Annotated in this window: 17 protein-coding genes; 14 read left to right on the plus strand and 3 right to left on the minus strand. The window is 37.4% G+C overall.

The genetic code is table 11. From position 1 onward, the window contains the following. Positions 1 to 55: 55 nt before the first annotated feature. Entirely contained in the window at positions 56 to 316 is a 261-nt protein-coding gene (locus tag ACFQZ9_RS19135; RefSeq protein ID WP_498944940.1) for a spore coat protein CotJB, read from the minus strand. After that, a complete protein-coding gene (locus tag ACFQZ9_RS19140) occupies positions 313 to 543 on the minus strand; it encodes a spore coat associated protein CotJA (protein WP_498944941.1) in 231 nt (76 codons plus the stop codon). Before ACFQZ9_RS19140 ends, ACFQZ9_RS19135 begins: the two co-directional genes overlap by 4 nt. 147 nt (positions 544 to 690) lie before the next feature. Between ACFQZ9_RS19140 and ACFQZ9_RS19145 the strand changes: the two genes are divergently transcribed. The 14 genes from ACFQZ9_RS19145 (at position 691) to fni (ending at position 13,172) form a co-directional block, all read left to right on the plus strand. After that, positions 691 to 1,326: a CBS domain-containing protein gene (locus ACFQZ9_RS19145; RefSeq protein WP_498944942.1), complete on the plus strand. Its 636-nt coding sequence runs from the start codon at positions 691 to 693 to the stop codon at positions 1,324 to 1,326. Between the two features lie 57 nt (positions 1,327 to 1,383). Continuing rightward, positions 1,384 to 1,749 (plus strand): hypothetical protein, encoded by a 366-nt coding sequence (locus tag ACFQZ9_RS19150; RefSeq protein WP_498944943.1) that lies wholly within the window; start codon positions 1,384 to 1,386, stop codon positions 1,747 to 1,749. Between the two features lie 25 nt (positions 1,750 to 1,774). Then, positions 1,775 to 2,542 carry a metallophosphoesterase gene (locus tag ACFQZ9_RS19155; RefSeq protein ID WP_198309056.1) on the plus strand — a complete coding sequence of 256 codons (768 nt, stop codon included), beginning with the start codon at positions 1,775 to 1,777 and terminating at the stop codon, positions 2,540 to 2,542. Between the two features lie 85 nt (positions 2,543 to 2,627). Further along, positions 2,628 to 3,209, plus strand: a complete 582-nt coding sequence (locus tag ACFQZ9_RS19160) for a genetic competence negative regulator (RefSeq protein ID WP_498944945.1) — start codon at positions 2,628 to 2,630, stop codon at positions 3,207 to 3,209. Between the two features lie 229 nt (positions 3,210 to 3,438). Beyond that, a complete protein-coding gene (locus tag ACFQZ9_RS19165; protein ID WP_198309054.1) occupies positions 3,439 to 4,716 on the plus strand; it encodes a Glu/Leu/Phe/Val family dehydrogenase in 1,278 nt (425 codons plus the stop codon). Positions 4,717 to 4,942: 226 nt separating this feature from the next. Further along, positions 4,943 to 5,911, plus strand: coding sequence for a YpdA family putative bacillithiol disulfide reductase (locus ACFQZ9_RS19170; RefSeq protein ID WP_498944946.1), 969 nt, complete (start codon positions 4,943 to 4,945; stop codon positions 5,909 to 5,911). Between the two features lie 85 nt (positions 5,912 to 5,996). Beyond that, positions 5,997 to 6,686, plus strand: coding sequence for a glutamic-type intramembrane protease PrsW (gene prsW / locus ACFQZ9_RS19175; protein WP_498944947.1), 690 nt, complete (start codon positions 5,997 to 5,999; stop codon positions 6,684 to 6,686). Between the two features lie 163 nt (positions 6,687 to 6,849). Then, positions 6,850 to 7,551, plus strand: coding sequence for a spore cortex-lytic enzyme (gene sleB / locus ACFQZ9_RS19180; RefSeq protein WP_232489993.1), 702 nt, complete (start codon positions 6,850 to 6,852; stop codon positions 7,549 to 7,551). A 12-nt stretch (positions 7,552 to 7,563) separates the two neighbouring features. Next, entirely contained in the window at positions 7,564 to 8,913 is a 1,350-nt protein-coding gene (gene ypeB, locus ACFQZ9_RS19185; protein ID WP_498944948.1) for a germination protein YpeB, read from the plus strand. 76 nt (positions 8,914 to 8,989) lie between these two features. Next, positions 8,990 to 9,169: a YpfB family protein gene (locus ACFQZ9_RS19190; RefSeq protein WP_198309049.1), complete on the plus strand. Its 180-nt coding sequence runs from the start codon at positions 8,990 to 8,992 to the stop codon at positions 9,167 to 9,169. Between the two features lie 370 nt (positions 9,170 to 9,539). Beyond that, the gene (cmk, locus tag ACFQZ9_RS19195) at positions 9,540 to 10,217 is read left to right on the plus strand and encodes a (d)CMP kinase (RefSeq protein WP_498944949.1); all 678 of its coding nucleotides are present in this window, start codon (positions 9,540 to 9,542) and stop codon (positions 10,215 to 10,217) included. Between the two features lie 2 nt (positions 10,218 to 10,219). Next, a complete protein-coding gene (locus tag ACFQZ9_RS19200) occupies positions 10,220 to 10,801 on the plus strand; it encodes a lysophospholipid acyltransferase family protein (protein ID WP_198309047.1) in 582 nt (193 codons plus the stop codon). A 160-nt stretch (positions 10,802 to 10,961) separates the two neighbouring features. Continuing rightward, complete coding sequence (rpsA, locus tag ACFQZ9_RS19205) at positions 10,962 to 12,101, plus strand: 30S ribosomal protein S1 (protein WP_498944950.1); 1,140 nt, start codon at positions 10,962 to 10,964, stop codon at positions 12,099 to 12,101. 12 nt (positions 12,102 to 12,113) lie between these two features. Further along, complete coding sequence (fni, locus tag ACFQZ9_RS19210; RefSeq protein WP_498944951.1) at positions 12,114 to 13,172, plus strand: type 2 isopentenyl-diphosphate Delta-isomerase; 1,059 nt, start codon at positions 12,114 to 12,116, stop codon at positions 13,170 to 13,172. Positions 13,173 to 13,215: 43 nt separating this feature from the next. Here fni and hxlB read toward each other — a convergent pair whose 3' ends face one another. Continuing rightward, on the minus strand, positions 13,216 to 13,773 hold the full coding sequence (gene hxlB / locus ACFQZ9_RS19215; protein WP_498944952.1) for a 6-phospho-3-hexuloisomerase: 558 nt from the start codon (positions 13,771 to 13,773) through the stop codon (positions 13,216 to 13,218). Positions 13,774 to 13,784: the final 11 nt, after the last annotated feature.

The raw sequence follows: 13,784 nt of genomic DNA on the forward strand, positions 1-13,784 counted from the left end.
CATTTTCTTTGAAGTATTACATGATGATTTTCAAGAAGTTGCTTCGCTTCCGCTTTTAAATTTGCCATGGCCAAGGTGTATCATCCCAATTCCAGGGGTGACTGGAGTAGCTGTTGCCAAATTGCAATAGTGGGCCAAACTGGCTTTCGAAGGCTTTTTTCAAACGCTTCCTTTCTTTTGCATAGTGATTAAATTGGTTAATGGCTTCAAGATCGTCATTATGTGTATCAAGGTAAAGTGTGAGTTCTACTAAAACAAAATCCACTGCTTGCAGCTGCTCCATCAATTGATAGTATTCAGGAGGGACCTGTTTCATGAAGGCATTCCTCCTTTAGATTTTTCATAAGAGTTATAGTATGGGTCATAAAAATCTTTCCATAATGTCCCTGCCCTAAGCGCCTCCATGGGTGAAAATTGTGGTAAATTTGGCGGTTGAAATCCCATATATAAATGTGGCGGGGTCGAATAGGTTTTTACTGTAATCGGAGTACAAGGGTCGAACGGGCTTGCATAAGGATGATAGGTTTTGTTATGAGTATTCATATTAACCCTCCCTGTTTTAACATCATAGATAAATATATGATGTTAATTGGGAAACATGACACTAAACTTTAACAACAAAGTAGGGTTTTGGACGGGATTGTTGAACTATAATAATGATGTAGGATTAAAAGTCTCGAGGTGATGGAATTGTTCGTAAAAAATATGATGATACCTAAACACGAGTGTTTTACGGTTCAACATAATCAAACATTGAAACAAGCATTGACGCAATTAGAAGAACAGCAAATTGATGGTTTACCGGTACTCAATGGAGCAAAGTATGCAGGTGTTGTCACTCGATATGGGATATACGAAAACTTTTTTAAATCCAATCAACAGCGTGATGACTATCTATCTACCACGACGGTAAATGAAGTTGCAACACACCAAGATGATTTCTTGGAAGGTGGAGAAGTATTTGAAAAGACACTTCTGGAACTTAAAGATTTTCCACTACTGGCCGTTGTAGATTCAAGTGGTAACTTTCTTGGTGTTGTCACACGTTCAGATGTGTTAAGTGCATTTGAAAGTGCATTTGGCGTACAACGCCCAGGTGTCCGAATTGCCTTTACATCGGTCGAAACGGAGGGCCGAATCGCCCGCCTTTCAGAAATTGCCCATCATTTCCACGAGCACATTATCTCTCTCGTTACATTTGATGAAACCGATAAACTTGTTCGCAGAATAGTAATGAAGGTTGAAAAGAAGGATAATATAGATAAGTTTACAAAGAAACTGGAAGAGCATGGGTTTAGAATTTTAAATATTCAAGAAGATGAATAATATGGTCTTAGTAAAGAAATTATTTCCCTCTCATACATTGGTATGGGAGGGATTTTTTTGGCAGCGAATATTTGGAAGCTTTGCATAGTTTTTTTTTGTGGATACCTTATAAATAAATGGTTTCCAATAAACCACCCCTTTATTTTAACTGATTTCCTTATTCGATTTATCGTTAAGCCATTAGAATTTTTTGCGGGATCGATTGCATTTTTTATTGGGCTCGTTGTGAATGCTCGATACATACGTGAGACCATATTGAAGAAAAAACAGCTTCAAGAGCAAAAACGCAGGGGATGGGAAGTACTTGTTGCATTAAAAGGCTTACTGCTAATCTTTTCTGTGCTTTTTTATATAGGACCTGAGCTGACCCTTCTCTTTTTTAGTTTAAGTTTTCTTTATGGTATGATTTCCGTAGAACGTTAGAACGTGTAAAGGGGAAGCTTTGAAAATGGTTATAATTATTATTGTTTTGTTAGTAGGAATTTGCCTTTTGTTATATATGTTCAGAGAAGCATTTCTAAATCAAGTAAGGGAAGAGGAAATTGAATTCAGTGATTTTCCAAAATCATTTGGTAAGGTTTCTTTATTCTTTATCTCCGATATACACCGGCGCAGTATTTCGGACAAAATTATTCATGCAGTAAAAGGTAGAACCGATATTGTCATTATCGGAGGGGATTTAACAGAAAAAGGTGTACCTTTTTCAAAAGTAAAGGAAAATCTGAAAAAATTAAAAAGCCTTGGACCAGTTTATTTTGTTTGGGGAAATAATGATTATGAAGTGGATTATCATGAGTTAGATGCGCTCTTCTTGGACTTAGGGGTTAAGGTTCTCGATAATACAGCTGTAACTTTTGAATCAGGAGAAGGAGATAAATTATGTTTATTAGGTGTTGATGATTTAAGTCAAGATCGTGACCGGCTGGATTTTGCACTTATGGATGCGGATCCAAATAGCTTTAAAATTCTTGCCAGTCATTATCCAAATATAACGGATAAAATTAAAGACCAACATGAAATTAGACTGGTTTTAAGCGGACACACCCATGGTGGGCAAATTCATATTCTTGGATATAGTCCATTCAAAAAAGGGCAATTGAAAAGGTTAGAGAATACCACGCTCCTGATCAGTAACGGTTACGGGACAACAACTGTTCCATTAAGGCTGGGGGCACCTGCAGAAAGCCATTTAATTACACTGAAAAAAGGAATCTAAGCGATTGGTGAGGTAGACAATTCACCATTAAACGGCGATGACATACACTAAACACAAGAGTTAGGTCACGGCAGGGGGCAAAAGCATGCGCTTAGAACGCTTAACAGCCAATAAAATTAAAATTTTCTTAACCTCTGATGATTTATTTGAAAGAGGCCTTTCCAAGGAGGATATTTGGAAGGACTCGATAAAATGGCATCAGCTCTTTCATGATATGCTGGAAGAGGCAAGTGAGGAATTTGATGTAGAGATACAGGGTTCAGTTGCAGTGGAAATTTTTTCTTTACAGGCTCAGGGAATGATTATGATTATTACCGTCGATGAAACGGCTGAAGATGAGGAAGCATTATTCGATGGCTTTATTGAAATGCAGGTTAGGGTTGAAGGATCTGAAGATCTTTTGTATGAGTTTGCAAGTTTTGAAGATATCATAAATCTTTCGAAAAGGCTTAGTTTAATTAATATTTTGGCTGGTACATTGTTTTCGATGAATGACCGTTATTATTTACTTATCAACAAATTGGATGCGATAACAAATGAACGAGCAGCATCTCTGCTATCTGAATATGGAGAGCCTTCTATACTTAGTCCATATATGCTTGAGGAATACGGCAAAAAAATAATTGAAAAAAAAGCGGTGGAAACCATCCTCCATTTTTTTAAATAGGTTTTTAGCCTGTTTAGGAGGGGGGCCACCGCTTCTTTCTGCCCAAATTGTGAATTGGATATTCAGATTCCAAAAAATCCCTAATACATAAAAGTGGCAGCGTTTACAAAAAATTCTTTTGAGAAAGAGGAAAAGTATATTTTTCTTCTTGCATTAATCATTTAGTAGTGTATACTTGTGTCTGAAAGCGGACAACATTCGTAAAAGAGATTTCTTAGGAGGTTTACAAATGGTAGCCGAAAATGGTACTGAAAAGACTAATCAAGAGGAAACGAATAATGTGTTAAAATCTACACAAACCGTTATTCACAAAGCCCTTGAAAAACTAGGTTATCCTGAAGAGGTATATGAACTATTAAAAGAACCGTTACGCATGATGACAGTGAAAATTCCAATTCGTATGGATGACGGTTCAATAAAAATATTTACTGGCCATCGTGCCCAGCATAATGATGCTGTTGGTCCTACAAAGGGCGGTATTCGTTTCCATCCAGGTGTGACAGAGACAGAAGTGAAAGCCCTTTCGATTTGGATGAGTTTGAAATGCGGTATTGTTGACCTTCCATATGGCGGCGGTAAAGGCGGAATCGTCTGTGACCCACGCGATATGTCTTTTAGAGAGCTTGAAAGATTAAGCCGTGGCTACGTGCGTGCAATCAGTCAAATCGTTGGACCTACAAAAGATATTCCAGCTCCAGACGTATTTACGAATTCGCAAATTATGGCTTGGATGATGGATGAATATAGCCGAATTGATGAATTTAACTCACCTGGCTTTATTACAGGAAAGCCACTTGTTCTAGGAGGATCCCATGGCCGTGATTCTGCTACAGCGAAGGGCGTAACAATCTGTATTCGCGAAGCTGCGAAAAAGAAAGGTATCCAAATCGAGGGTGCAAGGGTTGTTGTTCAGGGCTTTGGTAATGCAGGAAGCTATTTGTCAAAATTCATGCATGATGCGGGTGCTAAAGTAGTAGGGATTTCAGATGCATATGGAGCTCTTTACGATCCAAATGGACTTGATATTGACTATCTATTGGATCGCCGTGACAGCTTTGGAACAGTGACTAAATTATTTAATAATACGATTTCAAATAAAGAATTGCTTGAACTTGAATGTGATATTCTTGTTCCTGCTGCAATTGAAAATCAAATTACCAAGGATAATGCTCACGATATTCGTGCTAAGATTGTTGTTGAGGCAGCAAACGGTCCAACAACACTTGAAGCAACTGAAATCCTTACAGATCGCGGTATCCTGCTTGTACCTGACGTATTAGCATCTGCCGGCGGTGTAACAGTTTCTTACTTTGAGTGGGTACAGAATAACCAAGGTTACTACTGGTCTGAAGAAGAAGTAGAAGAAAAGCTTGAAAAAATCATGGTAAAATCATTTAACAGTATTTATGATACAGCACAAACACGTCGTGTCGATATGCGCCTTGCAGCCTATATGGTTGGCGTAAGAAAAATGGCGGAGGCAAGCCGTTTCAGAGGCTGGATTTAAGTTTAAACATTGAAACATCATAAAAAAACTCCTATCATAGACGATGGGAGTTTTTTTATTTAAAATTAAATGACTTTGAGAATTGTCTAGCTTCAGCGCCTAGGGGCTCTTTGGTCTAAGCCAATCCGTTAAGAAGGTTAAAAAGCAACCTTCTCGCCGGCTCGACTTATGCTCGTCGCCCCTGGGCAAGGCGCTTCCGCTTTTCTCGTTAAGGAGTGCATTCATTATGCAAAATGAAGATATAATCATTGTCGGAGGAGGTCCATGCGGCCTGGCTGCAGCCATCTCATTAAAAGAAATAGGAAAAAATCCACTTGTAATTGAAAAGGGGAATGTTGTAAATGCGATTTATCATTATCCAACACATCAGACTTTTTTTAGTACAAGTGAGAAATTAGAAATTGGTGAGGTTCCTTTTTTAACAGAAAATTATAAGCCGCGCCGTAATCAGGCATTGGTTTATTATAGGGAGGTTGTAAAAAGAAAAAAGTTACGTGTTCATGCATACGAAAAAGTAGCGAATGTCATGAAACAGGGAGAAAGGTTTATCGTTAAGACGGATAAACGCACCTACCAGGCTCCATACGTAATCATTGCAACGGGGTATTACGATCATCCCAACTATATGAATGTGCCTGGTGAAGATCTTTCAAAGGTTTTTCATTATTTTAAAGAAGCACATCCTTATTTTGATAAAGAAGTTTGTGTAATCGGTGGTAAAAATTCCAGTGTGGACGCTGCGATCGAACTTGAAAAAGCCGGGGCAAGAGTTACAGTTTTATACCGAGGGCATGAATATTCTCCAAGTATTAAACCTTGGATCCTTCCTGAATTCGAAGCATTGGTTCGTAATGAAATGATTTCGATGGAATTTAGGGCACATGTAAAAGAAATTACTGAAAAGCAAGTGATCTATGTAAAGGATGGTGTAGAGCATACAATAGACAATGATTTTGTTTTTGCTATGACCGGTTACCATCCGGACCATCATTTTCTAAAAACGATGGGGATTGATATTGATAGCGAATCTGGGAGGCCTTGCTATAATCCAGATACGATGGAAACAAACATAAGCGGGATTTTTATCGCTGGAGTCATTGCTGCGGGTAACAATGCAAATGAAATATTTATTGAAAATGGCCGTTTCCACGGGGGGCTCATTGCAAAATCCATTATGAAAAAAGAAAACAAATAATTATACTTAACTAGAAGAATCTTTCATTTCATTTACGTTCGTTACATGATACGATATAAAAAACGGATTGAAAAGAGGATCCTCGATGCTGGCAATTTTATCAGCGGGAATTGCTCCCGGGTTAGCCTTATTAAGTTATTTTTATTTAAAAGATGAATATGAAACGGAACCTATTTCTGTTGTTCTGAGAACCTTTATGTATGGAGCTCTTCTTGTTTTCCCTATTATGTTTATCCAGCACGTATTTGAAACGGAACACCTCATAAAGTCTGAAGTGATTGATGCTTTCTTGAGTTCAAGCCTATTGGAGGAATTCTTCAAGTGGTTTATTCTTTTTTATGCCATATACTCACATGTTGAATTTGACGAACCCTTTGATGGAATCGTTTATGGAGCTGCAGCTTCTTTAGGGTTTGCCACTGTAGAAAATATTTTTTATTTAGTTGCTAATGGAATAGAGCATGCTGTAACAAGGGCATTACTCCCGGTTTCAAGCCATGCCCTTTTTGGTGTTATTATGGGTTTTTATATTGGAAAGGCAAAATTTATAGAGGGTTTGAAGATGAAATGGATCATTCTTTCATTGCTCTTACCTTTTATTCTTCATGGTGTTTATGATTATATTTTATTAACCCAAGAAAACTGGATCTATATTATCTTTCCTTTTATGATTTTTCTTTGGTGGTTTGGGTTAAGGAAGGTTAAAACGGCGAAAATACTTAGTGCAAATCATTTTAAAAAGAAATACTCTGTTGAAAAATCCCTTCAGTCTTAATGAAGGGATTTTTTTTGCATAGAAGTAGCCAAACAATTCTATGAATAAAATTTCCATGAATACAAAAAATAGGATTACTGTAAAAAGATTTACATCTGGGGGTTACAATTCCATGAAAAAGAAAAAAATCCTAATGAAAATTTTCATTTTTAGCTTTTTTTTTATGATGATATTTTCGTTGATGGAACCGAACAAAACGAAAGCTTTTAGCAACCAAGTCATCCAGCAAGGAGCAGCAGGGGAAGATGTAATTGAGCTTCAATCACGGCTTAAATATATCGGTTTCTACCACGGTAAAATTGATGGAGTTTTTGGATGGAGTACATATTGGGCCTTAAGGAATTTTCAATATGAATTTGGGCTTCCTATTGATGGGCTTGCAGGTGAATCAACGAAAGCTAAATTGGTCAAATCAACTAAATATAATCGATCGAATGTTGATCAAAACAATACACCGGCAAAAAAAAATACTACCCAAAAGCCAACTGCATCGAATACTCCAAATGGATTTTCTCAAAATGATATACAGTTGATGTCCAATGCTGTTCATGGTGAATCACGGGGAGAACCCTTTATTGGTCAGGTTGCCGTCGCAGCAGTGATCTTAAATCGAGTGAATAGCGCGAATTTCCCCAATACGGTTTCAGGGGTAATATTTGAACCTGGGGCCTTTACAGCAGTAGCAGACGGCCAGATATGGCTAACCCCGAATGAAACATCGAAAAAAGCGGTTATCGATGCAATCAATGGTTGGGACCCAACAGGTGAAGCCTTGTATTATTTTAATCCTGCAACGGCAACAAGTCCTTGGATTTGGTCACGACCACAAATTAAAAGAATTGGGAAACATATTTTCTGCAAATAAGGAGGTGTAGAGATGATTAGAGGAATTTTAATCGGGGTTTTGACCATTGGTGTTGCCGGAACTGCCTTTTGGGGGTATCAAGAACACCAGGAAAAAAATGCAGTCCTTTTAAATGCTGAAAATAACTACCAACGAGCATTTCATGGTCTTACCTATCAAGTAGATCTATTGCACGATAAAATCGGAACCACCCTTGCGATGAATTCAAGACACTCATTATCTCCATCTCTTGCAGAGGTATGGAGAATTACTTCAGAGGCCCATAATGACGTTGGACAATTGCCACTAACATTGCTTCCCTTCAATAAAACGGAAGAATTCTTAGCGAATATAGGGAATTTTAGTTATCGTACAGCGATTAGAGATTTAGATAAGGAACCACTTACGGATAAAGAATATAACTCCTTGAAGGTTCTTTATAAACAGTCAGGAGAAATTCAAAACGAACTTCGGAATGTTCAAGCAATGGTATTAAAAAACAATCTACGCTGGATGGATGTTGAACTCGCATTAGCTTCCGGCAAGGAAATGACAGACAATACTATTATTGATGGTCTTAAAACAGTGGAAAAAACAGTTACAGGCTATGATGAAACGGATTTAGGGCCAACCTTTGCCAATATGCAAAAAAAGGATGAAAATTTTAAAAATATTAAAGGAAAGAAAATTACACGATCTGAAGCAGTAAGTGAAGCAAAAAAATATATGAATTTTGATGGGAACTCTCAGGTAAAGGTTACTGAAAATGGAAAGGGTTCAGATTATGGATTTTATAGTGTTTCCATTAAAAATAGCAGGACAGGTCAAGAGGCAAGCATGGATGTTACCAAAAAGGGTGGATTTCCGATTTGGTTTATTAATCACCGGGATGTAAAAAAACAAGCGATTAGCTTAAATGATGCGGGAAATCGAGCAGCAAAATTTTTAAAGGATCAGGGCTTTAAAAATTTAGAGTTGTTTGAAAGCACACAGTATGATAATATCGGTGTTTTAAATTTTGTAACAAATCTTAACAAGGTAAGGGTTTATTCAGAATCCATTAAGGTTAAGGTTGCCCTTGATAATGGAGATATTATCGGCGTTTCTGCTGAAGAGTATTTAAAAACACATCATGATCGAAAAATTCCTTCACCTGCGATTACAATGAAACAAGCTCGTTCAAAGGTCAATCCTAATTTTAAGGTAATGGAAGACCGTGAGGCCATTATAGTGAACGATCTAAATAAAGAGGTATTGTGTTATGAGTTCCTCGGCACAATTGGGGATGACACGTACCGAATTTTCATCAATGCAAAAAACGGAATTGAGGAAGATGTAGAAAAGCTGAAAAATGCAGAAGCGGTTTATAATGATGTCCTGTAAAGTTAGGAAAACGATAACTGAATAAAAGTTAATAATCACTCCAATAATAGGAATAAGTTATTATTGGAGTGATTCTATGAAAGTAATAGAAAGAGTACTTATAAAAATGGTAATAATCCAATTTGTGTTCCTTATCTTAACTCAGATTTTATTACACCAATATGGTATCTTTCCAGAGTTAACACAATTAACAAAATATGAAGGTGTTAGTGAAAATTCATTTACTGAAATTATTCAAACCCTATCCGGAAAATGAAAGCAGGTTGACTTGCTTTCTCAGGCTGTCGAAAAATATTCGATAGTCTTTTATTTTATTCCTCTTATTTAATAATACACCGCGTTAATTTATTGTAACATATATTAATATATATGCTTTTCAACAGGCCAGTTAGCATGTACATATATTTATAAAAAAAACGGTAGTTTAGATTCAAACATAATAAAAAATTCCCTTTCTCGAAAATCTGTGAAAGCAGGTTTACTTGCTTTCTTTTTCTATTTATAAAAGAATAGCTCTTGTAAGAAATTCAAATATTAAGGAGTAAAAAAGGGAAGTATCTTATTTTCTTATGGTAAAATAAATAATAGTAGAGATCCTAACGGATCATGAAGTTTTAGGAGGATTTATGGACAATAAGAAGATTTCAATCGCAATTGACGGTCCTGCTGCAGCCGGAAAAAGTACAGTAGCAAAAATTGCAGCAGAAAAATTATCGTATATATACATAGACACAGGCGCAATGTATCGGGCTTTAACATATAAAGCAATCCAGAAAAAATTAAATTTGGAAGATGAAGAAGCCCTATACGATACACTTCTCACAACCGAAATTGTATTGGCACCGTCTGAAAATGGTCAATTAGTTTATCTTGACCAGAGCGATGTTACAACCGCCATTCGTTCTGCCGAAGTTACCAACTCCGTTTCAATCGTTGCGAAACAACAAAAAATTCGTGAAGAAATGGTAAAAAGACAACAGGCACTTGCTTCAAATGGCGGTGTTGTGATGGACGGAAGAGATATTGGAACACATGTTTTGCCCCACGCAGAAGTAAAAGTATTTTTACTGGCCAGTGTGGATGAAAGAGCTGAAAGACGTCATGCAGAAAATCTTGAAAAGGGCTTTTCTTCCGATTTGGAAAAATTAAAGCAGGAAATTGCTCTTAGAGATAAAATTGATTCTGAAAGAGAGATTGCACCACTGAAAAAAGCGGACGATGCAGTTGAAATAGATACGACCTCGATGACCATTCCTGAAGTAGTTGAAAAAATAATGGAACTAGTGCAGGAGAGGGTTGGTTAAGGGTGAAATTTTATACTTTCGCTAAGTCTGTCGCCTATTCAATTTTAAAGCCTTTATATCGGATAGAAGCGATTGGAACCGAAAACTTTCCTAAAGAGGGTGGTGTTCTTTTATGTTCTAATCACATCAATAACTTTGACCCACCCGTTGTCGGTATTATGATTCCTAGAACGGTTTATTTTATGGCAAAGGAAGAATTATTTGCGGTTCCAATATTAGGGGATATTATAAGGAGATGTAATGCCTTTCCGGTAAAAAGAGGTATGAGTGATCGAGATGCCTTAAGAAAAGGTCTAAGTGTTTTAAAAGAAGGGCATATTCTTGGGATTTTCCCTGAGGGAACAAGGAGTAAAACAGGGGAATTGGGAAAAGGTCTTGCAGGAGTCGGTTTTTTTGCCCTAAGATCGAATGCACAGGTTGTTCCATGTGCGGTGATTGGTCCATATAAAGCCTTTCGGAAATTAAAAGTTGTTTATGGAAAGCCAATGCAAATGGATGAACTCAGAAAGGCAAAAGCATCCCCTGAAGAAGTGACTGAATTGATTATGGCTGAAATTCATAAACTTATTATAGAGTACCGATAGGTTCTACTTGACAAAATAAGCTATTTATAAGAAGTTAAATAAAAGAGATTTTTTTTTGAATATTCTCAAGCTTATTTTATGAAGTGTGTTTTTTTAATGGGATGGAGAAAACACCCCAATCTATAGATTTTTGCAGTAATTGGATTAAGGAGGAATACATATGTCGGAAGAAATGAATCAAGTAGAAGTAAGATCTTTTGAAGTTGGTGATAAAGTTACAGGACAAGTTTCAAAAGTAGAAGAAAAGCAGGTAGTAGTAAACCTTCGGGACAGTAAACTTGATGGAATTATTCCAATAAGTGAGCTCTCTAGCCTGCATATTGAAAAAGCTTCAGATGTTGTTTCAGAAGGCGATGAACTCGAACTAGAGGTACTCAAAGTGGAAGAGGATGCCTTGATTCTTTCCAAAAGAAAAGTAGATGCTCTAAAAGCCTGGGATCAACTCGAAAAGCAATTCCAAAATGGCGAGATTATTGAAACCGAGGTTAAAGATGTTGTTAAGGGTGGACTTGTTGTTGACCTTGGAGTTCGTGGTTTTGTTCCAGCTTCATTAGTAGAGGCTTACTTCGTGGAAGATTTTTCGGATTATAAAGGAAAAAATCTTACCTTTAAAATTGTTGAACTTGATAAAGAAAAGAATCGCTTAATCCTTTCTCATCGTGCTGTGGTAGAGGAAGAAAAAGGGAAGAAAAAGCAAAATCTACTTGACTCCTTAACTGCAGGACAAGTGATTGATGGAACAGTTCAAAGAATTACCGATTTCGGTGCTTTTGTTGATATCGGTGGTATTGATGGACTTGTTCATATTTCACAATTGTCGCACGAACACGTTGACAGACCAACAGATGTTGTTCAGGAAGGGCAAAAGGTCCAAGTAAAGGTACTAAACGTTGATCGTGATAATGAACGAATTTCTTTATCCATTAAAGAAACATTGCCTGGACCTTGGGCTAATATTTCAGAAAGAGCGCCAAAGGGTAGTGTTTTTGAAGGTACAGTGAAGAGAATTGTATCTTATGGTGCATTTGTTGAAGTTTTTCCTGGAGTGGAGGGCCTTGTTCATATCTCCCAGATTGCCCATAAGCATATCGCCACACCACATGAAGTATTAAAAGAAGGCCAGGAAGTGAAAGTTAAAGTTCTTGAAGTAAATGAACAAGAACAGCGTCTATCTTTAAGCATTAAAGAACTTCTTGAAAAAGATGTCGAAGAAAACTTCGACTATGAACTTCCTGAGGAGTCAAAAGGTTTTCAGCTTGGAGAAGTAATTGGAGAACAATTAAAGAATCTTAGAAAATAATGGTGATTTTACTTGTCTAGATTTGAACGAAAATGGGACCACATACGCTATGCCTTAGATAACAGGCAGGAACGCTCAGCAGCATTTGAAGATATTCATTTTATTCACCAGAGCTTACCGGATATAAATGTGTCCGATGTTCGAATAGACCATTCAATTGGCGAACTTTCTTTAAGTTCGCCAATTTTTATCAATGCCATGACGGGCGGTGGCGGTGAAAAAACCTTTGAAATTAATAAAGAGCTCGCTGCTGTAGCAAAAAATACGGGTATAGCAATGGCTGTAGGATCGCAAATGTCTGCGTTAAAAGACAAACAGCAGCAATATACCTATGAGGTTGTTCGGAGGGAAAATCCAACAGGGATTATTATTGCCAATCTTGGCAGTGAAGCCACACCAGAACAGGCAAAAGAAGCTGTTGAAATGATTGATGCTAATGCCTTGCAAATTCATTTAAATGTTATCCAGGAATTAGCCATGCCCGAAGGAGACAGGGATTTTTCTGGTGCGATGAAACGGATTGAAATGATCGTGGAAGCGGTTGGTGTACCTGTAATTGCGAAAGAAGTTGGCTTTGGAATGTGTAAAGAAACAGTTGAAAGGCTTTCATCTATTGGGGTTTCAGCTGTAGATGTAGGCGGTTTTGGCGGGACAAATTTTGCAGAAATCGAAAATAAGCGTAATAGGAAACCGCTTCCTTTTTTCAATGAATGGGGGATCCCTACGGCTATCTCAATCCTTGAAGCATCTAACCATTCAAACCCAATTTCAATTATTGGCTCGGGTGGTTTTCGCTCCAGTCATGACATTGCAAAAGGGCTCGCTATTGGAGCTAATGCAGTTGGGATGTCTGGTCATTTTTTGCGATTACTCGTAAAGAACGGGAGAGAAGCACTACAGGAAGAGATTCATCGCTTTCACCAGGATTTAGTGATGATTATGACCGCAATTGGGGCAAAATCTATTTCAGAATTACAACGTGCTCCTGTAATGATTACCGGGCATACCTACCATTGGTTAAACCAAAGAGGTTTTGATACAAAAATATATAGTCAGCGCCGTATAAAATAAAGCTCTCGCTTTTTAGCGAGAGCTTTTTGTAAAGAGTTAATTTTTATTCAAGATTAGCATGTTTTCCATACATTGTATGAGAATTGAGACCTTTTTTGTTCATAAATCTTAAAATAACGGCATCAAAGAATAATAAAAGTGTTTGTTCAAATAATGATCCCATCGGCTGAATTGTTTTAAAGTCGCTTTCGGACTGGTCTTTTGGGGCCCCGGGCAATTTAACAGCGAAATTCGCTAAACTTCCAATCGTTGAATCAGGAAAAATCGTTACAGCAGCGACTTTTCCTCCAATTTTCCTTGCTTTCTCAGCCATTGAAACCAAACCTTTTGTTTCTCCTGAGCCGGATGCAATAATTAATAAATCATCTTTTTCCATGTTTGCTGTTACAGTTTCCCCGACCACATAGGCATCTACCCCCATATGCATCATCCGCATTGCAAAGGATTTGGACATGAATCCAGACCTGCCTGCTCCTGCTACAAAAATTTTCTTAGATTCAAAAATAGCCTTTACTAACTTTTCGGCATCTTCATCTGCGATTAAGGAAGAGGTTTGATGTAACTCTTGAATAATTTCACTTAAGTATTCAGTCGTTTGCATATGACTCATCT

The organism is Neobacillus sp. GCM10027624 (assembly GCF_042675345.1).
Classification (GTDB): domain Bacteria; phylum Bacillota; class Bacilli; order Bacillales; family Cytobacillaceae; genus Neobacillus; species Neobacillus cucumis_D.

What these genes read in the sequence shown, in the direction of transcription:
- rpsA (WP_498944950.1), top strand. Translation starts at nt 10,962, where the DNA reads ATGTCGGAAGAAATGAATCAAGTAGAAGTAAGATCTTTTGAAGTTGGT.
- ACFQZ9_RS19140 (WP_498944941.1), bottom strand. Translation starts at nt 543, where the DNA reads ATGAATACTCATAACAAAACCTATCATCCTTATGCAAGCCCGTTCGAC.
- ACFQZ9_RS19135 (WP_498944940.1), bottom strand. Translation starts at nt 316, where the DNA reads ATGAAACAGGTCCCTCCTGAATACTATCAATTGATGGAGCAGCTGCAA.
- sleB (WP_232489993.1), top strand. Translation starts at nt 6,850, where the DNA reads ATGATGATATTTTCGTTGATGGAACCGAACAAAACGAAAGCTTTTAGC.
- ACFQZ9_RS19190 (WP_198309049.1), top strand. Translation starts at nt 8,990, where the DNA reads ATGAAAGTAATAGAAAGAGTACTTATAAAAATGGTAATAATCCAATTT.
- ACFQZ9_RS19155 (WP_198309056.1), top strand. Translation starts at nt 1,775, where the DNA reads ATGGTTATAATTATTATTGTTTTGTTAGTAGGAATTTGCCTTTTGTTA.
- cmk (WP_498944949.1), top strand. Translation starts at nt 9,540, where the DNA reads ATGGACAATAAGAAGATTTCAATCGCAATTGACGGTCCTGCTGCAGCC.
- ACFQZ9_RS19160 (WP_498944945.1), top strand. Translation starts at nt 2,628, where the DNA reads ATGCGCTTAGAACGCTTAACAGCCAATAAAATTAAAATTTTCTTAACC.
- hxlB (WP_498944952.1), bottom strand. Translation starts at nt 13,773, where the DNA reads ATGCAAACGACTGAATACTTAAGTGAAATTATTCAAGAGTTACATCAA.
- prsW (WP_498944947.1), top strand. Translation starts at nt 5,997, where the DNA reads ATGCTGGCAATTTTATCAGCGGGAATTGCTCCCGGGTTAGCCTTATTA.
- ypeB (WP_498944948.1), top strand. Translation starts at nt 7,564, where the DNA reads ATGATTAGAGGAATTTTAATCGGGGTTTTGACCATTGGTGTTGCCGGA.
- ACFQZ9_RS19170 (WP_498944946.1), top strand. Translation starts at nt 4,943, where the DNA reads ATGCAAAATGAAGATATAATCATTGTCGGAGGAGGTCCATGCGGCCTG.
- ACFQZ9_RS19165 (WP_198309054.1), top strand. Translation starts at nt 3,439, where the DNA reads ATGGTAGCCGAAAATGGTACTGAAAAGACTAATCAAGAGGAAACGAAT.